This window comes from Vibrio crassostreae, assembly GCF_024347415.1.
In the GTDB taxonomy this organism is placed as follows: Bacteria; Pseudomonadota; Gammaproteobacteria; order Enterobacterales; family Vibrionaceae; genus Vibrio; species Vibrio crassostreae.
In genome coordinates this window covers 1,075,776-1,099,807 of the sequence record NZ_AP025476.1, presented here as the reverse complement: position 1 = coordinate 1,099,807, position 24,032 = coordinate 1,075,776, and the positions used below count along the sequence as shown (strand labels likewise).

At 43.9% G+C, this 24,032-nt stretch carries 26 protein-coding genes; 9 read left to right on the top strand and 17 right to left on the bottom strand.

Going from position 1 to position 24,032, the window contains the following annotated elements; all coding sequences use genetic code 11:
• The first annotated feature begins 85 nt into the window (after nucleotides 1-85).
• Nucleotides 86-898, top strand: coding sequence for an enoyl-CoA hydratase/isomerase family protein (locus tag OC193_RS05130; RefSeq protein ID WP_048658221.1), 813 nt, complete (start codon nucleotides 86-88; stop codon nucleotides 896-898).
• Nucleotides 899-1,008: 110 nt separating this feature from the next.
• Here OC193_RS05130 and OC193_RS05125 read toward each other — a convergent pair whose 3' ends face one another.
• The 4 genes from OC193_RS05125 to OC193_RS05110 form a co-directional block, all read right to left on the bottom strand.
• On the bottom strand, nucleotides 1,009-1,530 hold the full coding sequence (locus OC193_RS05125; RefSeq protein WP_048658220.1) for an NADPH-dependent FMN reductase: 522 nt from the start codon (nucleotides 1,528-1,530) through the stop codon (nucleotides 1,009-1,011).
• Between the two features lie 19 nt (nucleotides 1,531-1,549).
• Nucleotides 1,550-2,341: an arylamine N-acetyltransferase family protein gene (locus OC193_RS05120; RefSeq protein ID WP_048664242.1), complete on the bottom strand. Its 792-nt coding sequence runs from the start codon at nucleotides 2,339-2,341 to the stop codon at nucleotides 1,550-1,552.
• A 270-nt stretch (nucleotides 2,342-2,611) separates the two neighbouring features.
• Complete coding sequence (locus OC193_RS05115; protein WP_048664174.1) at nucleotides 2,612-4,165, bottom strand: glutamate synthase-related protein; 1,554 nt, start codon at nucleotides 4,163-4,165, stop codon at nucleotides 2,612-2,614.
• A gap of 226 nt (nucleotides 4,166-4,391) precedes the next feature.
• Nucleotides 4,392-4,949, bottom strand: coding sequence for a DUF1439 domain-containing protein (locus OC193_RS05110; protein ID WP_048658265.1), 558 nt, complete (start codon nucleotides 4,947-4,949; stop codon nucleotides 4,392-4,394).
• Between the two features lie 286 nt (nucleotides 4,950-5,235).
• On the opposite strand from OC193_RS05110, the gene OC193_RS05105 reads away from it, so the two are divergent.
• Nucleotides 5,236-6,579: a sigma-54 interaction domain-containing protein gene (locus OC193_RS05105; RefSeq protein ID WP_048664175.1), complete on the top strand. Its 1,344-nt coding sequence runs from the start codon at nucleotides 5,236-5,238 to the stop codon at nucleotides 6,577-6,579.
• 90 nt (nucleotides 6,580-6,669) lie between these two features.
• On the opposite strand, the gene OC193_RS05100 is transcribed toward OC193_RS05105, so the two are convergent.
• Nucleotides 6,670-8,460 carry a hypothetical protein gene (locus OC193_RS05100; protein ID WP_048658216.1) on the bottom strand — a complete coding sequence of 597 codons (1,791 nt, stop codon included), beginning with the start codon at nucleotides 8,458-8,460 and terminating at the stop codon, nucleotides 6,670-6,672.
• Between the two features lie 401 nt (nucleotides 8,461-8,861).
• On the opposite strand from OC193_RS05100, the gene OC193_RS05095 reads away from it, so the two are divergent.
• From OC193_RS05095 to OC193_RS05080, 4 genes are all read left to right on the top strand, one after another.
• Nucleotides 8,862-9,248: a thiol-disulfide oxidoreductase DCC family protein gene (locus tag OC193_RS05095; protein ID WP_048658215.1), complete on the top strand. Its 387-nt coding sequence runs from the start codon at nucleotides 8,862-8,864 to the stop codon at nucleotides 9,246-9,248.
• A 302-nt stretch (nucleotides 9,249-9,550) separates the two neighbouring features.
• Complete coding sequence (locus OC193_RS05090; RefSeq protein WP_048664177.1) at nucleotides 9,551-10,894, top strand: ABC1 kinase family protein; 1,344 nt, start codon at nucleotides 9,551-9,553, stop codon at nucleotides 10,892-10,894.
• 96 nt (nucleotides 10,895-10,990) lie between these two features.
• Nucleotides 10,991-11,536: a glutathione peroxidase gene (locus tag OC193_RS05085; protein WP_048664179.1), complete on the top strand. Its 546-nt coding sequence runs from the start codon at nucleotides 10,991-10,993 to the stop codon at nucleotides 11,534-11,536.
• Complete coding sequence (locus tag OC193_RS05080) at nucleotides 11,533-12,000, top strand: DUF3429 domain-containing protein (RefSeq protein WP_048664180.1); 468 nt, start codon at nucleotides 11,533-11,535, stop codon at nucleotides 11,998-12,000. The genes OC193_RS05085 and OC193_RS05080 overlap by 4 nt, the downstream gene beginning before the upstream one ends.
• A gap of 41 nt (nucleotides 12,001-12,041) precedes the next feature.
• Here OC193_RS05080 and OC193_RS05075 read toward each other — a convergent pair whose 3' ends face one another.
• The 5 genes from OC193_RS05075 to OC193_RS05055 form a co-directional block, all read right to left on the bottom strand.
• On the bottom strand, nucleotides 12,042-12,476 hold the full coding sequence (locus OC193_RS05075) for a GNAT family N-acetyltransferase (protein ID WP_048664182.1): 435 nt from the start codon (nucleotides 12,474-12,476) through the stop codon (nucleotides 12,042-12,044).
• Between the two features lie 48 nt (nucleotides 12,477-12,524).
• Nucleotides 12,525-13,139 (bottom strand): LysE family translocator, encoded by a 615-nt coding sequence (locus tag OC193_RS05070; protein WP_048664184.1) that lies wholly within the window; start codon nucleotides 13,137-13,139, stop codon nucleotides 12,525-12,527.
• A gap of 109 nt (nucleotides 13,140-13,248) precedes the next feature.
• Nucleotides 13,249-13,581 carry a hypothetical protein gene (locus tag OC193_RS05065; RefSeq protein ID WP_048664186.1) on the bottom strand — a complete coding sequence of 111 codons (333 nt, stop codon included), beginning with the start codon at nucleotides 13,579-13,581 and terminating at the stop codon, nucleotides 13,249-13,251.
• A gap of 136 nt (nucleotides 13,582-13,717) precedes the next feature.
• Entirely contained in the window at nucleotides 13,718-15,154 is a 1,437-nt protein-coding gene (locus tag OC193_RS05060; protein ID WP_048664187.1) for a lipopolysaccharide biosynthesis protein, read from the bottom strand.
• 16 nt (nucleotides 15,155-15,170) lie between these two features.
• The gene (locus OC193_RS05055) at nucleotides 15,171-16,097 is read right to left on the bottom strand and encodes a glycosyltransferase family 2 protein (RefSeq protein ID WP_048666375.1); all 927 of its coding nucleotides are present in this window, start codon (nucleotides 16,095-16,097) and stop codon (nucleotides 15,171-15,173) included.
• A 316-nt stretch (nucleotides 16,098-16,413) separates the two neighbouring features.
• Between OC193_RS05055 and OC193_RS05050 the strand changes: the two genes are divergently transcribed.
• Nucleotides 16,414-17,562 (top strand): glycosyltransferase family 4 protein, encoded by a 1,149-nt coding sequence (locus OC193_RS05050; RefSeq protein ID WP_048658206.1) that lies wholly within the window; start codon nucleotides 16,414-16,416, stop codon nucleotides 17,560-17,562.
• A 174-nt stretch (nucleotides 17,563-17,736) separates the two neighbouring features.
• Here OC193_RS05050 and OC193_RS05045 read toward each other — a convergent pair whose 3' ends face one another.
• From OC193_RS05045 to OC193_RS05025, 5 genes are all read right to left on the bottom strand, one after another.
• Nucleotides 17,737-18,510 carry a ribonuclease H1 domain-containing protein gene (locus OC193_RS05045; RefSeq protein WP_048664190.1) on the bottom strand — a complete coding sequence of 258 codons (774 nt, stop codon included), beginning with the start codon at nucleotides 18,508-18,510 and terminating at the stop codon, nucleotides 17,737-17,739.
• Between the two features lie 81 nt (nucleotides 18,511-18,591).
• The gene (locus tag OC193_RS05040; RefSeq protein WP_048658204.1) at nucleotides 18,592-18,897 is read right to left on the bottom strand and encodes an NIPSNAP family protein; all 306 of its coding nucleotides are present in this window, start codon (nucleotides 18,895-18,897) and stop codon (nucleotides 18,592-18,594) included.
• Nucleotides 18,898-18,941: 44 nt separating this feature from the next.
• On the bottom strand, nucleotides 18,942-19,271 hold the full coding sequence (locus OC193_RS05035; protein WP_048664192.1) for an AzlD domain-containing protein: 330 nt from the start codon (nucleotides 19,269-19,271) through the stop codon (nucleotides 18,942-18,944).
• Between the two features lie 2 nt (nucleotides 19,272-19,273).
• The gene (locus OC193_RS05030; protein WP_048664194.1) at nucleotides 19,274-20,002 is read right to left on the bottom strand and encodes an AzlC family ABC transporter permease; all 729 of its coding nucleotides are present in this window, start codon (nucleotides 20,000-20,002) and stop codon (nucleotides 19,274-19,276) included.
• Nucleotides 20,003-20,105: 103 nt separating this feature from the next.
• Nucleotides 20,106-20,939 carry an AraC family transcriptional regulator gene (locus OC193_RS05025; RefSeq protein WP_048664196.1) on the bottom strand — a complete coding sequence of 278 codons (834 nt, stop codon included), beginning with the start codon at nucleotides 20,937-20,939 and terminating at the stop codon, nucleotides 20,106-20,108.
• Nucleotides 20,940-21,186: 247 nt separating this feature from the next.
• On the opposite strand from OC193_RS05025, the gene OC193_RS05020 reads away from it, so the two are divergent.
• A complete protein-coding gene (locus OC193_RS05020) occupies nucleotides 21,187-21,525 on the top strand; it encodes a hypothetical protein (RefSeq protein WP_017631023.1) in 339 nt (112 codons plus the stop codon).
• Between the two features lie 171 nt (nucleotides 21,526-21,696).
• Nucleotides 21,697-22,458: a transporter substrate-binding domain-containing protein gene (locus tag OC193_RS05015; RefSeq protein ID WP_048664198.1), complete on the top strand. Its 762-nt coding sequence runs from the start codon at nucleotides 21,697-21,699 to the stop codon at nucleotides 22,456-22,458.
• 117 nt (nucleotides 22,459-22,575) lie between these two features.
• On the opposite strand, the gene OC193_RS05010 is transcribed toward OC193_RS05015, so the two are convergent.
• Both OC193_RS05010 and OC193_RS05005 read right to left on the bottom strand, forming a co-directional pair.
• The gene (locus OC193_RS05010; RefSeq protein ID WP_123961588.1) at nucleotides 22,576-23,418 is read right to left on the bottom strand and encodes an IS3 family transposase; all 843 of its coding nucleotides are present in this window, start codon (nucleotides 23,416-23,418) and stop codon (nucleotides 22,576-22,578) included.
• Nucleotides 23,415-23,924, bottom strand: coding sequence for a helix-turn-helix domain-containing protein (locus OC193_RS05005; protein WP_048662683.1), 510 nt, complete (start codon nucleotides 23,922-23,924; stop codon nucleotides 23,415-23,417). Before OC193_RS05005 ends, OC193_RS05010 begins: the two co-directional genes overlap by 4 nt.
• Between the last annotated feature and the right edge of the window lie 108 nt (nucleotides 23,925-24,032).

Genomic DNA, 24,032 nt, shown 5'->3' with positions numbered 1-24,032 from the left:
CTATTTTTCTCATCTTATTACAAATCTATAGTAGCTGCACATAACGGAGACAACATTCAGTCCCAAATAATTAGAGGAAACAAAGATGACACTACTATCTATTACTAATCAAAATGGCATTGCTACTGTATCAATCAACAATCCACCAGTGAACGTATTAACTTTCGATTTGATTAATGAAATCAATGAGTTTGTACTATCTCTAAAAGATGACCGTGATACTAAAGTGGTGGTATTCAAATCACTGCATGCTGAGTTCTTCCTAGCTCATTTAGATCTTAATGTGATCAACGGCACTCAAGGTGGACAGGCTGGCTCAATCGAATTCAACCACATGATTGAAAACATCAAAGCGATGAAACAAGTCTCGATCGCTGTTGTTGATGGTGTCGCTCGTGGGGGCGGTAATGAATTTGTGATGGCGTGTGACCTTGCTTATGGCACTGAAAACTCTGCGTTCGCACAACCTGAAATTCATGTAAACATCCCAACCGGTGGCCAAGGCGCAGTGCAATTTGCAAGACGCATGGGCAAAAACAAAGCGCTACAAGCTTTACTGCTTGGTAACGACTTTACGGCTCAGCAAGCAGAAGACCGTAACATCATTACGCAGTTCGTACCGAAGGCAGAGCTAGAGGCTTTCTTAGCAGCGACACTCGGTGTGATCAGTCAATTAGAAGTACGTGATATCGTGATGTACAAAGAGATCATCGCAGCCTCAATCAAAGATGAGCAAGCGGGTGCCGAGCTAGAATTGCGTTACTTCTTAGAGCGCGCAAAAGAGCAGAAAACCGCAGCAATTATCGGTGCGTTTCTAAAACACGGTGGTCAAACCGAACGTGAAGCGAAAGACATTCAAGGTATCTTCGTTGACACCGCAGCAGAGTTATCACAATAGACAATGACGCAATTAAATGGCCATCGCTTGATGGCCATTTATGTACCTAACTATTTATTTATCTATTTATCTGTGCGCCGATGTAGTAATTCTCTCACTCACTGAAGCAGTTAGATCTGACTCATGATCGATTTCAGGCTCTCGGCCATTTCGGCATTGATGATCTCACCCGTTTCTACATTAAAGTTGTCGTAGAAACTTGGCACCGACATCGACCCCTTCACATCTGCATCAAAGTAAGGTGCGGAATTTACCGCAGACGACAACACAGAGCTTGCACCGCCTGGGCCTGGTGATGTGGAGAGCATCACAACAGGTTTGCCTTGATACACTTTCATGTCGATTCGTGATGTCCAATCAAACACATTCTTAAAGGCTGCGGTGTATGAACCGTTGTACTCTGCAAAAGAGATGACCACAGCATCAGCTTCGCCAATCTTGCTAAAAAAGCGCAGCGCGTGTTGATGAACGCCAGACTCTTTTTCTCTATCTTCACTGTAAATGGGCATCTCGAAATCATTAAGATCGAGCACCTCTACTTGCGCGCCCTCGGCTAAGCTTGCGGTGTACGCTGCCAATTGTTGGTTAATCGATGCTTTACTGTTGGTTGCGCCAATTGCTAATACTTTCATTGTTGATCCTCGAATTTGGTTAGAAACATTTCTCTAAAGTTTGAAAAGGCACATTTGGCGCTAAACCAAAGTACGTTTGTAATGCGGCAAGGTACGTAGGCTCGTCTTCAAGTAACCACTCTTCTGTTGAGCCATTTTTGCTAATTTTAATTTTCTGGTTAAGCAGCGTGACAATCCCACCTTCAATCGGCAGTGCCGCAATACAGTTTGATGTAAAAATGGATTTCGGGCTGTTTGAAGTGAAGAAGTTGCTCGACTCTAAGTCGTTGGCACCCACATACGTCATGTCTAGGCTGTAGACGTTCATCCACTCTTCACCCTGCTTTATCTGCAGTAAGAAGCCATATCGTTCATCTTCGATAAAGCGGAAGGTTTGTAAGTCATTAGATTGCTCTAGATTGGTTTCAATCAGCAATGGAGCGCGAGGAGTAAAGGTGCCAAAGCCCGCATCCACCAACCACTGCTTGCCTTCAATCGTCACCAACGTCACTCGATGGCTACGCCCGGTAGGCTCTCCCGCTAGGTGTACTCGACCCAGTAAGGCTCTCGCTTCAAAGCCCATATGAGTTAACACATTCAACAACAACCCATTAAGTTCTTGGCAATAACCACCTCGCTGATTAACCACCAGCTTTTCATGCAATACCTCTTTAGAAAGTTGAATAGGCAGCCCCTGAACCACATCAAAATTCTCGAACGGGATCGTTCGGTGTTGATGCTTATGGATCGCTGTTAGGCTTTCGATTATGGTATCGCTTGGTTGGGATAAACCAATTCTTGAAAAATATTCGGTGATTTGACGCTGTTCCATACCTAACCCTTGATTTGTTTTCATCACCTAATGACTGACGTCTTCCAAGCTAACAACGCTCAAAAATGACAAGGTGATTGTTTATGTTTTTAGATTGGGGATGATGATAAAACCTCAAGTTAACTTGAGGTAAAGTGATATTTTCAAAAAATAGGAAATAATTTAAAAATACTTATAAAGCAGTTAATTACGAAAGGTTAAACATAGACTGGCATTGCACAGATAAAAATAAGCACACCCAAAATACAGTGAGTGTGCTTTATCGAAATACTATTTACTTAAACTGACACCAGAGTAAGCGACTCCAGATAGCTCGGCCATTTCGCGATTCCACGTTGCCAAATCGTGAGGATTAAACTGATTCAAATGATCATGACCACACGCTCTCGCCATCACTTGCATCAATTCAGTCGAGGCTTCGAAGAAGTTCTTCAATTGGTTCGATGCCTTCTCGACATTTAACCGTTGGCGTAAATCGGCTTTTTGAGTCGCGATGCCCGCCGGGCAATTATTGGTGTTGCACATTCGAGCAGCAACACAACCTATCGACTGCATGGCACTGTTCGAGATAGCGACTCCATCAGCGCCAAGCGCCATCGCTTTTACGAAGTCCATCGGAACACGAAGCCCACCAGTAATGATTAAGGTGACTCTGTCACTTACGCCTTGCTTGTCTAGATAGGCTCGGGCACGAGCAAGCGCTGGAATGGTCGGCACACTAATATGGTCACGGAACATTTCTGGCGCCGCTCCAGTACCACCACCTCGACCATCCAAGATGATGTAATCGGCACTGGCATCAAGCGCAAACTGAATATCCTCTTCAATATGATTGGCACTCAACTTAAAGCCAATTGGGATCCCGCCTGTCACTTCTCGAACTCGGTCGGCGAAATTTTTGAAATCCTCGACGGTTTTTAGATCAACAAAGGTGGGTGGGGAAATCGCGGCTGTACCCGCTTCAATACCGCGTACCTCGGCTATCTTGCCAATGTTCTTCGCACCCGGTAGGCGACCGCCTGTTCCGGTTTTAGCACCCTGCCCACCTTTAAAATGGAAGGCTTGGACATTTTTGAGCTTAGATTCGTCGTAACCAAATTGTGCGCTAGCTAATTCATAAAAGTAACGTGAGTTCGCCGCTTGCTCTTCGGGTAACATACCGCCTTCTCCAGAACAGATGCCTGTTCCTGCAAGTTCAGCACCTTTCGCCAAGGAGACTTTTGCTTCTTCAGATAGCGAGCCAAAACTCATATCAGACACAAACAAAGAGATGTCCAATTTAAGCGGCTTCTTCGCTTTGGGACCAATAATCAGTTCAGTACCAACCGGCACATTTTCTAGCAAAGGCTTGGTGGCCATTTGCGCGACCATCACTTGAATATCATCCCAGTGAGGTAATTGATATCTTGGGACGCCCATTGAGGTCATTGGCCCATGGTGACCCACTTTGGATAAGCCATCTCGTGCCAATTGATGAATGAACTCAACCGTGGGCTCTTCTTTGGTTGCAGAAGCCGCAGGTGAGAGATCGGGCGTTGCCGCTTGGATATGAACATCAAGGCCTTCTTGACCAAGTTGCTCAGACGTAAACTGTCTATGGGTCCCATCACAAAAAGGAAGGTTGTTCGAATACTTACAGCGGCACAGGTAAGCGTCGCCGGTTTCCTCGGCCACGAAACTCTTTGGTTTGAAGCCCGTTCCTGCATGGGAACCGTCACAAAACGGTTGGTTTTTCGATTTACCACAGGTACAGAAGTAATACTCCTCACCTTCGGTTAGCTCGACCTTAACGGGCTTGTTATCCGCTATTACTGGATTATTCATAGTTCGTTCACCTTTTCTTTCTTATGATTTGATGACTGAAGCGATGACTTGCTCACAAGAGTAAAGTAAAGGTGAGATACGCAGCTAATTCAATAAATGAGCCAGAGAAAACAAGCTTAATAAACAGCCCAAAAACAGAAGTCTTGCTTGTTCAACACAAACAAAAATGGCCACCGAATCGGCAGCCATTGTGTTTTAAATCTTAGTCTAAGCTAAACGTGAAAGGTTAATCGAATAACTCGATGACCAGCTTGTTGTCTTTAATCACAAGATTAGGTTCCGAAGACTTAATCAATGACTCTTGAACCTTATTGCTGTCGAGTTTGTAAACTGGCGACTGAGATAAGGCAAAACCAATCATAGAAACGGCAGGCTTAAGTAGTTTGGCGATCTCAGGAGAAAGCTGTTTGTCTTTTTCTTCAAAGCGCTCTAAACGCAGTGATTTCAAATAAATCTCGCCACTCTCTTTGTCATATTCAGGAATCGCACTGAACTCGATATCAAGATCCAACCTCATGTTCGGCACGTTAAACACCTGAACTTGTGCATTGGTATTCGCCAGAACAGAAACGCGCTCGGCATCAGCTCGGCCAATTTTCACCGCTAAGTCATCGACAGCCACTTGCGCATACATAACGTTTTGCACACCGACTTCTTGCTCTAACATCACCGAATCTTGCAGGTAGTTCGTCATTTCTTGTTCAGTAACGCTATAGCTAACACAACCGCCTAGCACCAGCGCAGAAGCTGCCAAAATGAATTTTTTTGCTACGTTAATTATCATCAATATCAGCTCTTTATCGTTAGTGATTAGCGCGGAGTTTACTGTGTCATCATCAATAAACAAAACAGTAAAAACACGATATTCGTGAATACCTTTATTAATAAGCATAAATATCAATAAGTAAAGCACCAGATTGGCTTTCCCGCTTGAGATAATGACACTTGTCAGCCAAACGCCATCAGATTTGTGTACTCGAATTAATTGAGTTTTGCTCCTAAGCTTATGGGATATTTAGGGGGCTTACTGTAGGTTTCATCATGGAGTCGAAACATGAAGAGTGAGCACAATGCCATCAAAAAGAGTATCACCTGAGCCTAAAACTCGTTCTGTGATTCTACTATGTAACACCAGATGCCTGCACCATAATCAGTGGGTAGATGAATTGCGCCTCCATAACTGGGAAGCTCAAATTGCAGAAACGACCGAACAAGCCATTCACTTACTCAACACCCGAAGCGACAGCTACTCATCAATTTTGATGTCTTGTCTAACATCATCCTCGATCGACAAGCAATGTGAACAAATATCAACGCTCAAGGTTCACTTTCCAAGTTTGAAAGCAATCGCTATCTGCAACCAACCACCAAGCCGCAACTTATCGCTCATTAAGCAAACCTATTGGGATTATTACCATCTACCTATTGATACAGAATGGCTTTGTCGAAATTTAGGGCATGCATATGGCATGGTAGACACCAAGCAACACAAACCTAAGCCTGATTCGTGCCATCAATATCAATTGGTGGGGCAATCCAGCACCATCCAACAACTTAAAAAGAAGATAACTAAGATCGCTAACAACGATTTTCCAGTACTGATTCAAGGGGAAACAGGAACAGGAAAAAGCCTATGTGCGCGTTTAATACATGAGGCCTCAGCCCGTAGCCAGAAACCTTTCATCGCCGTAAATTGTGGCGCAATTCCACAATCCCTGATCCACTCAGAGTTATTTGGTTTTGAAAAAGGCTCATTCACGGGAGCAAACAAACGCTACGTCGGACACGTGGAAAGAGCGAATGGTGGCACACTATTTTTGGATGAGATCGGCGATCTTGAGCTGTCACTACAAACTTACCTGCTCCACTTTCTCGAAAATAGCTCGATAGAGCGACTCGGCAGTAATAACCAATTACCCGTAGATTGCCGTGTAATTTTCGCCACCAACGTCAATATCGAACAAGCCGTTGCTGCGGGTAAATTTCGTAAGGATCTCTTTCATCGGATCAATGTACTTCCATTGGACCTAGTACCACTCAATGATCACAAGGAAGACATTGAAGATTTGATTCGATTTGAACTGAAGCACAATTACGCATCCAAAACCAAACTGCCTAGTGACACACTTGAGCAAATGAAACAGTACCATTGGCCGGGCAATGTCAGAGAGTTATTCAACTGTATAAAAAGGGCGATTGTTCTTTCGAATTCAAACGCGCTCTCTACTCGTCATATGGGGATTCAATTGAAAGATGCGTCGCCCGACACTGAGAGTGACACTCGACTTTCCTCAAAAAATGTTCGTCGTGTGATTCAGCAACACCATTACAATATTTCCCAATCAGCTAAAGCGTTGTCTATTTCTCGGACAACCTTATATAAGCTAATTAAAAAACATCAAATAGTAATTTAAGTCGCCTAGTTAATTAATTACCTAACACATAAAGCAGCCTAACGAACTAGGCTGCTTTAGAAATTAAGTGAGTACAACTAATGAAAGTACTTATGGCTCAGGTACAGTAAATGGACAAACATCACAGGTTGCAATGTTCGATGTTTCCATAAATGCTTCTTGCAAGAACAACGAGTCAAACGTTGCTGTTACTTGATTAGATAGCATTCCGTCTACTCCAGTTGGTAACACATTTGGCGCATAGGTTTTGCTTACTTGTGTACAAACTTGACCAATCGCATCACCAAAGTTCGGTATCCACTCACCCTCACCCGTTTTACAAGCAAACAGTTCTGGGTCGGCACTTAATGCACTACACATATTACCAGCACCACATGTGGTCACATCCTCAAGATCATCACAAGGTAAAGCGAAGTCGAGGTAATAACTGCTGTTGACGACTTCGGTAGGTAAGTCAGAACGGCTCAAAGAATCATCCTTAGAATCCACCAGCGATTCAATGGCCAATGGAATATCACCGGTATTACATATTTCAACATCATAGGTTTTCTTAAGCACAACTTGACCGCTATCAACTTCTAAGAAGCTATTACATACCTTAGAAATCTCAACCATTGGACTCAAATCTATTGGCGGACAATTGTAAGCCACGGGAGCTTGAGCATTCACGATAAGCCCGTCAAGATCCACTGAACCATCGATCACACCGACGGCACCATTATTTACAGACAGGTAATTACCCATGAATGAGAATGACTCACCGACGCTCCACACTTCATCACCGTTACCCACCACTGGAAGCGCACCTAAAATTGGTGACTCCGATAAAAAGGCCACTTCGTAATCACCATTAGTGCCTAACGAACCAGGGCCAGTATTAGTAACCGTCACGGTGTAGTCGATGTTGAACATGCCATCAACCGTAAAACTGGTTGTGTTACAAGTCGCCGCTATGCTGATACTACATAAACTAAATGAACCGACAACGAAGTCAGCCAAAGACGCATCAATCGAACGGGAAGCTCGTGATTCCACTAAGAAGCTACTAAAACAAGGGATATCCTCAATACCAAACTCATCATTCAATAGTGCAGATAAGTTCAGGCGTCCTTCAACAAAGCTCTCCGTCGGAATAGACGTAGTTTCACCCGTTTTAGCTAGATAATCCCAACCTTGTACATTGGGTAGAGCAATTGCCCCGATAGAATCATCATTTGAAATCGCACATATCTTCTCGACACCGACAGCACCACTGCCACATCTTGCACCAACGAAATCATTAGATTTAGGGTCTCCAGCCGTCTGGAACAGTCTGGTCATGTTGTCAGTCACATCACCATTATTCAAATCCCATTGCAGCACTTCAATATAAGGTTTACCACCACTGGCTTGCGGAAAAGAAATCAAGACCAATATGTCTCCATTGACGTGCTCGCCAACGAAATCACCTTTTGTCGCTCCTGCCGGTAATCCTACTTGATCTTGTAAGAACCAAAAACCAATGTACATATCACCATTGTTCGCATATCGGTCGGCACCAAAGTAAATCAGCAAGTCACCTTCGCTTTCAAAGGCAGCGGCATACGCATTAGTAAAGTCATCTTTTGGTTGTGGTGACGCCGTACGGAATGCCCAATCTGTAATGTCAGAATCATCTTTTGATCCACCTTTCCAAAAGATTTGGTCGATACCATTACGGTCTTTTTCGAAAAATTCTGCAATCCCAACCATGCTGTTGGGGTCATTTACATCGTCCCAATCAATACCACTATTATCACTGGTCGCGTTACCATCGAGTTCCATCACATCAACAGTAGCCCACGCCAACTGAGGACTACTAAACAACAGAAGCACACTAAGTAAATAATTTATAACCTTCATGTTCTCTCTCCATTTGTTCATACTTATGCTTTTAAGGTTTTCTTCCATGCCCAAACTGGAGAAAATCCTTTAGCAATTCGTAGGTTCGATAGAGCATATTCCAAGCCAACTTCAACTAATTGATTTGGTTGATGTTTATATATTGAAGGCACACCTTTCTTGGACGTTTTGTTATCATTTGTCCATAAACCAGAGATTTGACCAAATAATCAAGGACTTGAAAGGGTGAACAAAGTGTATAAGTCAGACATCTTTAGAACTTTGATTCGAGAAGAGTGATCTTTAAAAGGTACAATAGCGTAGCCATTTTAAGATTATCGAATAACAAGCGATTGAATTGAAGGGTGCCGACTTAACGGGCAACTGAAGGTTCTTCTAGCTAAGCCACAGGCGAATAAACAATGACACAACTGACGATATTTTATGATGGGACTTGTCCATTGTGCGCAAAAGAGATGGCGGCACTTGCCAAGTATGATATCGAGAATAAGATTCAAACCATTGATATCTACAGTGAAGCCTTTTCAGACTACCCTCAGATTAATGCGGACGCAGCCAACACCATTTTGCATGCACTGGATGAGAACGGCAAAGTGCTGTTAGGTTTAGACGTGACCTACCAAGCGTGGCGCTTAGTAGGAAAAGGTTGGCTATATGCTCCATTGCGTTGGGCGATATTTAAGCCAATCGCAGATTGGTGTTATTTACGATTTGCCAAGAACCGATATAAAGTCTCTTTCTGGCTAACTGGAAAATCACGCTGCAACGGAAATAGCTGCATTAAATAGGATTGAGTTAAGACATGCCGCTGGCGACTTTGTAGTAAACGATGCCAAACAGAGCTGCGAATACCAATACCGTAACGGCCACTTTCAACCAAATAAATCTCATGCTTTGTCCTTTTAATTCTGTTTACTGTTTCGCGAGACAAGTTACCACAACAAAACATTCGGTTGTGTAATGATTGGCAGAACTTTGTAGTCATACCAATCACAGTAAGTAAGTGATCAAAAATAGCGCAGGAAAAAAGCTAGGGTGAACAGTTATTTACTACGGTTGGTATCAACCTTGATTCTCAGAGAGAACCTTTATGTCGGCAAAAGAGAGAAACCTTCCCACACATCGAATTTCTAGATTCAGTAAGTTTGCCTCATTGGCGACAAGGGTCGCGGGCAACGTGCTAACGGAAGGCACCAAGCAGCTTGCACAAGGCAACAGACCCAAAGCAAAAGACTTACTGTTAACGCCACAGAACATTGCTCGCCTGACCGATCAACTGGCGCACCTACGTGGCGCTGCGATGAAGCTGGGGCAGATGCTATCAATGGATGCGGGCGATGTTCTAGAGCCAGAATTAGCCGACATTCTTTCTCGCCTGCGCTCCGACGCTGACCCACTGCCAACAAAGCAGCTCAATCAAGTCTTAGAGAGCTCGCTTGGGCACCAGTGGAAAACCGAATTCCTTTCCTTCAACTTTAAACCGATTGCCAGTGCGTCTATCGGACAAGTTCACCAAGCCTATAGCGATGCCGGGGACAAACTCGCCGTCAAAGTCCAATACCCAGGCATTCGAAAAAGCATCGACAGTGATGTGGACAACGTCGGCACACTGCTCAACATTGTTGGCTTGATACCAAAGTCGGTCGACTACAAAGGCTTGTTAGAAGAGGCAAAAAAACAGCTCCATGATGAAGCGGACTACGCTCGAGAGGCTGGCTATGCAACTCGTTATCACAATGCATTAAAAGAGCACTCTCACTTCGTCGTACCTAAGATTCATCCGCAAGTCTCTTCAGAATCCGTGCTCGCCATGGACTTCATCGAAGGCGTCTCTATAGAACAGATAGAAAGTTACGACCAAGACACCCGTGACTTTGTGATGCACAGCTTGCTTGAGCTTCTATTCAGAGAGTTGTTCGACTTTAAGATGGTGCAAACCGATCCCAATTTCGCCAACTACCTTTACGTTGAAAACACCCGACAAATTGGCTTGTTAGATTTCGGAGCAACACGTGAATACAGTGACCGCTTCAGCGAAGGTTATCGCTTAGCCTTTTCGTCAGTGATTAATAACAATGAGCAAGGGCTCAACCAAGCGTTAGAGCAAATTGGATTCTTCAGCGAGACGATTCTTTCCGATCAACGTCAAGCTATTTTAAACCTCGTAACAATGGCCTGTGAGCCGATGTTGGTTGACGAAGACTACGACTTCAGAGCCAGTGGTTTGGCACAAAGGCTTCGTGAAGCAGGCACCATATTGAGCATGGAACAAGAGTATTGGCACACACCACCAGCCGATGCGCTGTTCCTGCACCGAAAAATTGGTGGCATGTATCTGTTAGCGGCTCGCCTTGGTGCGAAAGTGAATATCAGTCGTTTGGTCGCTCCATACCTTATGCCAGAGAGTAAAAGCACAATTAAAAACGATAGTTAAAACGCTAATGAAATAGACAGTAAATAAGACACAAAGTGATCATTTCAACGTGCTCAAGAGTAATAACCATTACGCCAACTAAAATGAGCCAAACATATGAAATGTTCACTACTATGCTCAACCGTACTGATTACCAGCCTAACAAGCTCTGTCGCTTTTGCAGCTAGCTGCCCAGAGATACTTAATGGCACACAAAGGCTGTTAAACTCAAACGAAGAAATTGAACTGTGTGAAGAGTTTCAAGGTAAGACTTTATTGATCGTGAATACGGCAAGTCAGTGCGGTTTTACTCCTCAGTTCGAACAACTAGAGCAGCTCCATCAAACCTATAAAGACCAAGGCTTCACGGTTGTTGGTTTCCCAAGTAATGATTTTCGCCAAGACAGAGGTAGCGAGGAGCAATCCGCTAAAATCTGCTACTTAGATTATGGCGTCACCTTTCCGATGATGGCGCGTGCATCAATCTCAGGGCCAGAAGCAAACCCAGTCTTTGCCGAAATCCAACAACAAGCAGGCGTCAAACCTAAATGGAATTTCTATAAGTTCTTGATCAGCAAAGAAGGTAAAGTGGTCGCAACCTTCCCGAGTTCTACATCGCCAACCAGTACTACCCTTAAAACCGCTATCGAGCAGCAGTTATGAAGTCAGATTACATGGGGACAACTCAAACACGTAACACCATGGCCAAACTCGGTTATATGGGTTTAATCCCCTTTTTATTCGGCCTGCTGTTATCGCTCACCGACAGCCAACTTTTAAGCTTGAGCGGGGAAACACTCTTCATCACTTACAGCGTGGTCATCTTGAGCTTTTTGTCGGGCATCTTATGGGGCAATGGAATAGAGAACTTCGAAAACCAATCCAGCAACAAGGCTCTAGTTCTGAGCAATGTTATTGTGTTGGCATCTTGGCTAGCGGTGCTACTCGGTGAGCAGCAAGAGTTTCTCACCACTCTGATTCTTATTATCGGCTACATTGCGGTTTGGCGAGCTGAAAGGTCAATGAGAGAAGAGAACCAGAGCCAAGACCCAGATGGCTACTTGGATATGAGAACTCGGCTCACCTCTAGCGTGGTATTGATGCACGGTATCGTGATGCTAACTTAAGCATGCGATGCCTATATCTAAACAGATACATGAAGCGGGAACTAGATGATGAGCTGCATGACCAGACGAGGCTCATCGTCTCCGAAATAATTACTCTCTTCTTTGATGGTCACAAAACCCATCGACAAATACAGCTCACAAGCCGAACTGTTACTTGGATCAACGGTAAGTAAAAGCTTGGAACCTTGTGGCAAGGTTTCTATCGCCAGTTGCATCAATGAACGGCCAATCCCCATACCTCGGTAAGCAGTATCAACAGCCAGTGACAAAACCCAATACTCTTTTTGTTTGTCGGTTGGTGTCATTAATATATAGCCCGCAACCTGCGAATCTTGTTTCGCCACCAGCAAGCCCTTCCCCCAGCAATCAAATGCCTGACGAAAGAAAAACAACGGATAGGCGTGATCGCCAAATAAAGCATGTTCAAGCTGGTAGATATCAGCCAGTTCCTGTTTTTCCGCACAGACAATATTCATAGACAGACCTTAAAAGATTAACGATAAACTAGACAAGCAAAATGAGAACTACTGTCGACTCACCAACAGATTAGCACCGGATAGAGCAAGAAAAACCGAGCACGCTTTGTTGAAACGCTTGGCCATTTGAGGTTTTGAAAACCAATTTCGTAGATATAAACCAAAGGCTGCATAGATGGAAATCGCGAGCATTTCTAATACAAGGAACGTGCTGCCTAAAACAAAGAATTGAGTATTTACGTTCGCTGAAACATCGACAAATTGAGGTAGGAATGCAGTGAAGATAAGTATCGCTTTGGGGTTGCCAGCAGCCAGTGCGAACTCTTGTTTAACAAGACCAAACCAGTTCTTATTTCGTTCAATATCCGCGACCGGACTTGCTTGTGAGCGCCAAAGATTGAACGCGATCCACAACAGATACATCGCGCCAAATAGCTTGATAAGGAAAAACAGAGTTTCAGATGTATAAAGCACAACAGCTAAACCGGATGCAGCCAAAGCAATCATGCCAGAAAAAGCGAGGATTCTTCCTAAGCCAGCGATAAAGGCGGCCTGAAATCCGTAACAACGGGCGTTGTTCATTGATAACAAATTGTTTGGGCCCGGTGTCATGTTGAGCGCAAAGCAAGCCGGGATAAACAGCAGCAACTTCCATATTTCCATTGGTATTTCCTAGTCTCAATATGCCAAGGTTATCGTATCATTAAATGAGATATGACCTTTTATAGCAGCTATTAAAACCAGTACCAATCCTACTGTCGTATCCTTTCAACTAATTCTCAAAAAATTTCTCGTACTCTGGTGTCGCTAAGTTTTCTGCAATCCCCATTTCACCCACTATATAAATGGCACTCGCAAGAGTTTCTATGGTTTGGTTAAGCTCTCTATCGGGCACTTCTCCAACAACAGGAACGGGCTGACGTACAGATGTTGAATTGCAGACTACGCTTTCACAAACGATGTTGTGTTGTTCCTGTTGAGAAACTTCTGGCGGCTTGAAATCCTGTGAATTGAAGTCGGGAGCAGTAACACCCTCACTTGAAAAATCAGAGGCGCTGTATGAGGCAGCTGAAAACAGAGACAAGAGCAGCATCCACTTATTCATAATATCTTTCCATGGTTAGCATTCACTGAATTTAAAAAATACTATCTAATTCGAGTCGTTATGAACAGTGTTTTATTGTTGAAGATGATTATGTAGATAAGTGCCGATTACCCGCTGTACTTGGGATGACATGAATTCAACTCACATGCGAATGCTTACCTAACATAAACTTATCGAGTAGCGGCTGTGGTACCGGGATAATGGAGTATCGAATGAAGACAACTAACGTCACTATCGCCACAAAACTGCCTAAAACAAAATCATGCACATCAACCAGCACCCAACCAAGAACCCTATCACTGACAATCGCAAATAGACCGATACTCACCGCGACTATCCATTTACGGTGATCATAAGGTAAATATTCCATCTTTTGGCTCACGATATAGAGCAGTGACAGCCTCACGATATAAGTACCACAAAGCACCACCACCACACCCCACACTCCATAAATCGGTGCCACAACAAAGTAGCCAATCGCAGCCAAGATCGCACAGCCACCTTGAATCCACATTTGTGATTGACTTGAATCGCCACTAAAGCAGCCTAAATTGAGGTAATCGCCTGCGCTTTTGATAACACCAATCACAAGCAAGGCCACGACGAGAGTGCCAGCATAGTGATAGCTGCTAGGCAAAATTAATGAGATGAAACCAGGAACGGTTAGAATCATCAGGATCCCTAACACGATGGCAAGGTTAACGCCGACTAAGGCTCTATCTGCACAAATTTTACTACCGCCAAGCTGCTGAAGCATAGCGACTCGGTTCGGAAACCACCAAAGTGCATAAGGCTGCAACAGTAAGCCTAGAATCAACGCAAACTTACCGCTGACCGCATAAATCGCAAGCTCTTCAACGCCGACGAAACTCGCCATCACCCAACGGTCTAGCCCTGTAATCATGTAAATCGAAGCACCACCGACTAACGTGGGCAATCCAAATTTTAGGATCTTAGCGGAGTACTTGAGGCTGCCAATTGAGCCCATCTCCTGCCATTGATAACGCAGTAAACACAGCATCAGCAGCACACTCGAAACAGCGGAAGATATTAGTACACCATCGATGCCATAACCCGCTTCAAGCAGCACAAACGTCATTGCAGCTTGCACACTCGCCTTCAAGACATTGAGCATGCAAAAACGTTTTGCCATCGCATTCATTCGCATCAGTGTTAACGGGATAGAAATCGCACCATCGAGCATGGTCGGTATCAACAGAAGTAGAATTTGATAGGGTTGGAACTCGACGGGCAGCATCAATAACAGTAGTGGCATGCTAAGTGCAATTAAGCTCCCCCCTAACACACACACTAAGACACTCAATGTGAAACAGTTAGAAACCAATTTCCTCTTTTCTTCGCCCTCAGCGACGCCAACATATCGATACATAGCCTCAACAATCCCAAAGCTAAATAGGATCGTCCCGATATCAGCCAACAAGACAATGGCTTCTAAAGAACCGTATTCAACCAACGTCATCTTATGGGTGATATAGGGGACCATCACGAGTGATATCCCTTTCATCATCACAATGCCAATGGCGTAATAGGCGGACTGTTTTAGTGACCCCATAGCAGACACCTATTCCTTACAATGCAGGCATTAGGAAACTCTTAAAGTCCCCAAGTAGATGTCGGAACGTTCGTTTTTGCGGAGCCAAAACCAACGAACGAATACTGTATGAGATGGCCAGTCGGTTTATTTGTAAGCACCGATAATAGTCAGCGTAGCCTTCCAGTATTCTCGCCTTTGCTATTTTGAAACTTGAAGTGGGTAGATTCCATCGTTGACTATCATTTTGGTAATGTTGAAGAATGGTCTCTATCGACTGCAAATTTCTCAATTTAAGATTTTCAGTTTGGGTAACGGAACTCGCTCTCATCAAGTAACCAACCTGCACGGAGTTCAACGCACCAATCTGATGGTTTTCACTCATTCGAAGCCACAGCTCCCAATCTTCCCCATACTTAATATCAGCATTGAAACTGCCTGTTTGAGAAAACACATCCGCTCTCACCATGACCGTCGATGTCCCAATCACATTGTTTTCAATGATGAACTCTAGCGGGTTCTCGATATTAATGAACAACTCTTCTTGATCTTGAAACTGCGACCAATAACTAAAACAATCGACTATCACTTGGTAGTCTTCCGTAAGGTGCTCGTAATTGGTAAAACTCATCGCGAGATCAGGGTATCTTTGATGAAATTCAAGCTGGCGTTCCACCTTTTCGGGAAACCAAAAGTCGTCAGCATCTAAAAACGCAATAAATTCACCCGTCGCCTTTTCGATACCAAGGTTTCTTGCTTGAGGAGCCCCGACACCCAAGGTTGATAACTTAACGATACGATCATCATGGATTGACGCCAGGTAAGTCGACGTACCATCATTACTATTATCATCGATAATGATTAATTCTATGTCTTGATGAGTCTGCTTAAGCACGCCACCAATTGCCTTAGGCAGGTAATCCAAACAATTGTAGGTAGGAATAACAACACTTACTTTAGCCATAATGACGCCCTCAGATTTATACGTTATATGGCTAACGTTGCATGTTCTATGCCGAGAGCACCTTGCGATAAAATCACTTCTAGATCAGTCTCCTACGTGCCCATTCCCAAAATGACGACAAAACACAACCAGTCAAAAAACCTACAACCTCAATTTGATTTTCAATTTGAGAAAACGGACTACTTCTGGGTGGGTAACCTTCAGGAAACCATTGAAATGCCCGCCAAAGCTACGATTTGATCTTGGTTCGTATCTTGCTTTATTGGTTATTACCTTGGCTTGATAGCTTTAATCACATGGATTTGAGGAGCAAAGAATGAAGAAAGTAGCATTTGTGGCGCCAACCTACCCTGTACTCAGTGAGACCTTCATTCAAACAGAAGTCGACTCTGTGAAAGCCTGTGGGCACGATGTTTGTGTAATGACGTTCAAAATTGAAAACAGCGAAAAACAGTTCGACTACGACATTGTCGAGATAGGTAAAGATGTTCGGATGAGTAAAGTCACCCACATTAATTGGATAGGGTTAATCAAGGCTGTCTCATTTATTTCTAAGCAAACCAGCATGCCCAAGAAGTCACTGTTCGCTTATGGCTTTAAATTAGCGCTGCAACTCGCGGAAAACGACGTCGAACACGTTCATGCGCATTTCTGTCAGCACACTGCAGCTCACGCCATCGTCGCGGCAAAACTGCTGAATATTACCTGTTCGTTCGTTGCTCACGGCCATGATGTTTACGAGTTTGCTTATGATATTGAACACAAGATTTCATCGAGTGATTTTGTGGTTGCAGTATGTAAAGACATGCTCGCTGACTTCAACACCATGGCGAAAGGAAACATTAAGCTCCTGCACTGCGGAGTTAATACCAAACAATTCCAACTCAACCCAAAAACCGAAACCAAGCAACTTCGCTTTGTTTTTCTTGGCCGATTAGTGGAGCAGAAAGGCATCCACCATCTTATTGATGCACTAGCGCCGATTGCCGAACCTCTCGACATTCATCTCGATATCATCGGTACTGGCGATTTAGAGCAACAATTAAAATTGCAGGTCAAAGAGCAAGGACTCACTCGAAACGTGACCTTTCTTGGTGCCAAGTCTCACGAATGGGTGAAAGAGAAACTGTCGAACTATGAGAGCCTAATCGCGCCCTTCTGCTTTTCCGAAACAGGGTGTGTTGATACCGGGCCACTGGTTTTAAAAGAAGCGATGGCCGTTGGTACGCCTGTCATCACGACCAACATCATGGGATGCAAAGAGATCGTCTCACCTGAAACAGGTTTTGTGGTTAGCGAAAAGAACGTTGAGGAATTAAGAGAAGCGATTGAGCGTTTTGCGCAGTTGAGCAGTAATGATAAAGCGTCAATGGGATTGGAGGCACGTCAGAGAGTGAAAGACAGTTTTAATTCGATAAAACAAGCTCAACAATTATCTCGCTGGATAGAGAACCCAGCTCAATAAGGATTAACTCAGGCAGCTAAGCATCACAAGAACAAAGCACCATAAGAAAACTGAGCACCACAAGATCAAAAGAGCGCTACATCAATTTGAAATGTAACGCTCAACTTAGCACTGCCCAATGATGGCGACTTATGCTTTCAGTGACTTTCATTAGCTTTTCATTAAGAAGCCTAGCTAGCCTGCTCGCAATGCCAAAATAGACTCAATATCTTCGATGTCACGATATTGAGCGAGTTGTTGCTCTTTCGATGAAATCGCCACAATCGACATTCTATCGGCCAATTCGTTACCTTCAATCCCAACGTGTCCGTTCACGTGGTAGATGGTGATTTTTGAAGCAAGTTCTTGGTAGAGAGCATACGCAGGCTTAATAATATCGAGGTTTTTGATCTCGCCTCCCGACTTGCTCCAGCCCTTTTTCTCCCAACCTGTAGCCCACTTAGTAATGCAGTCTATCGAGTATTTCGAGTCACAATAAATCGCCACAGAGAGGCCTGCGTTTAACTTATCTTTCGCAAGCAAAAAAGCCTGTTTAAGACCACGTAACTCAGCGGTATTATTAGTACCAACAGGTTGATACAAGCCATACCATAATTCGGTTAATTGGTTGTTTTGATATACCGCTAAACCCGTCCCCGCTTCACCAGGGTTTGGCTCACAAGCACCATCAGTAAAGATCTTGATATCAAAAGGCATATCAGTGATTTGCTGCTCTGAAAGAGGCGGAACCTTTGCTTTCGTCGCCTTCCCCGCAGAGCTTGGCTTTGTCGCTGTAGAGCCTGACACAGACGACGTTTTACCACCGAAAGCAGACTCAGCCTCGCCTAATGTTGGAAACGATTTATATCTCGCACCAGCGAAGCCATCGACTTGCGATTTACACTCGTTCCAAGTAGTAAAAATACCCGGTGTGCGACCTTTCCAAACCACATAATATTTCTTAGCCAAACTAACTCCTTACCAAAACCTAAACACACAAACAGTGAATCAGTACATTAGATGCCACCACGCTATACGTTGCAAGGTCTATCACTCTAAAACAGGTCTAAAAAAGCTTCGTTCATAACTCACGATACAATCAACTTCGTCCGCAAATTCAAACGCTTTAATACACTCAGCATCGCTCAGCGATTTAATCCGATATTCTTCATAGGCAACCAAACTTTCAAAGGTAAACAGCGCCAAGGCAATATTGTTCGCCCCTTCCGACGGTAAGAAATAACCATTGTGTTGGCCCCCGAATTTAGCGACCAGAGGAATCCACATTTTTGCGTATGTCTCGAACTCATTTACCTTTTTGGGATCAATCACATATCGAACATAACAAGTAATCATATTTATACGGCCCTTAAATTATGGGATAAAGTTGAAGTTGAAGCTCACGAGAAAAGGTAATCAACCGCGACAAGGTTATAAAACAAAAACACACCCATACTGACGCCGATCGTAAGTAACACATTGCGTGTTTTCCAAATCAGTAAGCCAGTCACCACCGCGCCTATCAAGTAAGGGTTTTCAAGGCTTGGCCAAAATGTTTGTTCAGGAGCAAATACAATTGGCCCCCAAATCGCAGTCAACACCGCTGGGCTTGAATAGCGCAATAGGCGCCTTGCGGTTTGATTGAGTCGAAGCGGGATTGCAGGTTCAAGAAACAGATACCGACTAAAGAAAACAATCGCAGTCATGAGGAATATCGTTAACCAAATCATCTCTATTTCCCCTCCACGATTGTCTTGTTACCGTTGGTTCGCTCTTGAAATGACTCGCTGAAAAAGCCCGCTAACATGCCAGCAATCGCTGCAATCATCAGCCCGCCTTCAACATTGTTGACCGACATCGCGACCGAGGTGACCAATGAAACAACCACACACACCACGACGGGTAGAGTTCGGATTAATGGAAAAACCAACGCGATAAACGTTGCGGCTACCGCGAAGTCGAGACCGATTTCATTGAGTGACGGGATTTGGCTTCCCGCGACAATGCCAACAAAGCTCGCGATATTCCAAACAAGGTAAAAACCTCCACCTACACCCGCGGCATACCAACGATTAAACTCTTGCTGAGACTGCCCACTACAAATCGCAAACAGCTCGTCGGTGAGCCAAAATCCGAGTAATAGGCGCCAACGCGCAGGAAGATGACTGATTTTGTCTCGCATCGATACGCTATACAGAAAGTGCCTTGAGGTGATGAACAGTGTGGTCAACAACATGGTCCCTAAACCAATACCCGCTTTGAACATACCCGCTGCGACAAGTTGCGCTGAGCCAGCAAATAAAATAGCCGACATCGCTTGAGCTTGCAGTTGATTCAACCCAGCATCTATCGCATATGAGCCTGCGAGAATCCCCCATGGGATAACCGCAATGCTCAAGGGCATTCCCGCTAAAACGCCCTTCCATAACTGTGTTCGTCTATCCATTGTTTCATTATCCATATAATTCTTTTCTCTCCCACATTAGCTATTCAATTTAAGAAGAGTTGAGTCGGTTCGATTGTACAAACTTGCTCGATTTAAAGACTGAATTAACGTGTCCGATTTAGAGCATCTTGATGTATTGCCCCGGCGTGTAACCATTGGCTTTTTTGAAGTGTCGATGAAAATGGCTTTGGTCGTGAAACCCACACTCTTGCGCGGTATCAGAAATCGTATGCCCTTGCTTCAGTAACTTGCGAGAGAGCCTCAACCGAGACTGAATCTGATACGCATGTGGCGGAAGACCGAACTCTTTTTGGAAAGAGCGCACCAAATGAAACGGGCTTAAAGCCGCCAGTTTAGAGAGTTCTTCTAAGGAGACATCGGCTTGCGGAAAATCATCTAAAAACTCTTTCACCAGAACAAGCTGACGCTGAGTTTTGCCGTCCAGTTGAGGCTTAAGGCTCGATTTCCCATGTCGACTAATCAGCTTAACCAACATTCCGTACATCAAAGTTTCTCGTAGCAGGCGATTGTCTGATTCATCAATCGCGTTGAACACCAGTCTTAACTGATTAGCGAGTTCAGGGTCTTCAACCACCGCTCTTGGGAAATAAGGTGCCCCGTAATTGGGTAAGTTAAGCTCTTGAGTAATTTTGGCGAGTTGCTCAGGAAGTGGATACATTGCGCGATACGCCCAACCACCGTCAGTGGCAGAGTGTCCGCTATGCACTTCATCGGCGTTGACCAGAATGATGGCATCTTGTGGTGCAACATGATGCCCGCCAGTTCGATAGAAACGTTGAGCACCCTGCTCTATAACACCAAGTGTGTAGCCCTCGTGACTATGGCGTGAGAAGTTCTGCTTTTCGTATTCAGCATTCAGGATTTCAAGGCCACCGAGTTCTTCCGTGATCTTATATTCGGCCTTTTCTTTAGAACGTTTCTTGTTCTCCATAACAATTCCCAAGCCTGTTAATTATCGAGCGACTTATCAGTCTACTCTATAGGCTCTTTCAGCTTTTGTACAAAATTGCGCATTTGGCGGTTAATGCACTTTTTGACCGAAGAATTAAACAGCTCAATAACGTGTTCTAGTTGCGAGCAAGATCGTGCTCTTTAAGCAGTTGGCGAAGAATTGACAAATCAGTGACTTAATCATGCTCATAATCCCCACCAACTATTGGTAACTGTTCAGAGATATGATGAAGAAAGCCTTAGCATTGATCTTTTTCTTGAGCCTTACAGGCTGCACGCACAATCAATCCAAAGCACTAAGCATGAACTCCTCGTCGGTTAATACATACCCACAATCGATGTCGAACCTGCAACTGTGTGACACCTTGTATTACGGGCGCTCGAGCAACCAAACACTGGCAGCAATTGGCAGTGAGTTTAATCGAAGAGGATTGTCGAAGAGTTGGTGTGATACCGAAACCAATAAACTCTATCTAACAAAGACCATTGATTGGGTTGCTGAACAAGTCGAAGACAAAGAAGATTCAGAGGAAGAAGCGTCTGCTGTTGTGCTGCCTGCGAATTGAGAAAGATACGTAATTTATCCTCATTGAATACGCTAGCAGTGCTTCTAAAAATAAAACCAGAGCAAACTTATTGATCTGCATGCCTTTGCTCACATCAATATGCATTCGCATTGATAAATGTTAACAATTAGTTAATCATCGGTATCCTTTATTACTATAAGGAAATAACCAATGAAATGGATACTTGTTGCATTCGTCAGTATTTTCTCTGTGTTCACATACGCAAAAGATTGGAAACAAATTCGCTTTACTGTTGAAGGAGCTTACCCACCGTTCAGTTGGACAACGCAAGATGGTGAATTAGAGGGGTTTGAAGTCGATTTAGCCAACGCCTTGTGTATCGAATTAGAAGTAAAATGTATCATCTCAAAAACTGATTGGGACGGTATTATCCCATCACTTTTAAGCCGTAAAAACGATGCAATTATAGCGGCTATGACAATTACCGAAGAACGTGAAAAGAAAGTTAACTTCACTATCCCCTACGCCAAAGTTCCTACTCGTTTTGTGATGAAGAAAGATCGAGAGATCAATATGAGCGACGAAAGCTTGAATGACCTAACTATTGGGGTTCAGCGAGCAACTATTGGCGATAAGTACCTTTCTGAGATTTACCCAGATGTAGACATTAAGCGTTACAGCTCATTCGACGAAGCCTTTACCGATTTACTCAACGGTCGTCTCGATACCGTATTTGGTGGCTCTATGGGGCTCAATGCGGGTTTTCTTGAAACAGAACAAGGTAAAGACTATCACTTTACAGGCCCTAAATTCACCGAAGAGAAATGGTTCGGACGTGGTATTGGTGTAGCGGTACGAAAACAAGACAATGAACTCAAAAATCTTATCGATAGTGGAATACAAAGACTGATCGACAACGGTCAACACCAAAAGATTGCGAGCAAGTACTTCTCATACAGTATTTATGAATAGCCTAGCGCACAGAATGAATGAGCTTCACTGATGAAAATTGTTGTTTAATTTTTGGAAAGCTTCAGATAGCAAAAAGCCGCTCATAATGAAGTGACCCCGTAAAGTTGGACATTTCTGTTAAGCGGCTTTCAAGGCCTGAGTTCGATATTCTATCGGAGTCAGGCCTTTTAGTTTCACTTTTATACGTTTGGTATTGTAGTACTCGATGTATTCTTTAATTTGCTCTATCAGAGCATCTGCATCTTCAAAGCTTTGGTTGTGATACATCTCTGTTTTGAGTAAAGCAAAAAAGTTTTCAGCAACCGCATTATCCAAGCAGTTACCTTTTCTCGACATGCTTTGCGTTAACCCACTCTCCGCTACCTTTTTCTGATACTGTCGATGGCGATATTGCCAACCTTGATCGCTGTGTATAATTGGCTTTGAGTTGGGTTTCAGCTTTGATATAGCCTCCGTCAGCATATCCGTGACAAGCGGCAAGCAGGCATTTTGGGCCACTCTATAAGCAACCACTTCCTGAGTAAACAAGTCGACAATGGGAGACAAGTATACTTTCTGCTCTTTGACTTTGAACTCCGTGACATCAGTTACCCACTTTTCGTCGGGTTGAGTCGCACTAAAATCTCTTTCAAGCACGTTGGGAGCTGCTGTTCCAGACTCTCCTCGGTATGAACGATACTTTTTAATCCTGACTGTCGATTTAAGGTTCAGCTGAGCCATAAGTCTTTGAACCGTTTTGTGATTAAGCACGACCCCCTGATTTTTTAGTTCCAAGTGAATACGGCGGTAGCCGTATCGACCCTTATGTTCATGATAAATTGACTTTATCAACCGCAGCTCACGTTCGTAGCTATTTGGGCGCTTGCTCGTTTGAGCCTGATAATAAAAGACACTTTTTGCCAGCTGTAGAGTGTGCAGTAAGTGCTTTAGTGGGTACTTGCCTTTAAGAGTTAGAGCTATGACCGCTTTTTCTTTGTTCGACGGTTTTTTTCCTGCTCCAACTCTTCCAACTTTTTTAGAACGGCATTCTCGGTTCGTAAGTAGACCAACTCCTCTTTTAGCTCCTCAAGCGTCATTTCATTATCAGGCTTAGTGGTACGTTGAGGTTGCTGTTTCATTGAGGGTCTTCCTTTCTGGCGCATTTTGAGCCCTTTGATACCCAGCTCATTAAATCGTTTGAGCCAGACAGAGAGTATCCCAGGGGATGAGAGGTTTAATACAGCGCTAGTGTGCGTGAGAGACCATTCATTCGTCCACATTAAATTCAATGCTTTTCGCTTTGTCTGAGCAGAGGCAGCATGCTTAGTTGGTAAAAATGAATCAGTACCATGGATGGCAAAGACTTGAGCCCAATACCGTATCTGTCTTGAAGAGATTGAATATTGTTTTGCTAAGCAGAGAGATGACGTGCCATCTAAATATTGCTTAGCAATGATACATTTTAGCTCTCGGCTATATTTGGACATAAAAAGACCCCCAATAATTGGTGTCCAACTATTGGGGGTCAGTTCATAAAGAGCGGCTTTTTTAAGTGATGCTTGCAACATATGCCTGCATAACTAGAACGAGCTTTC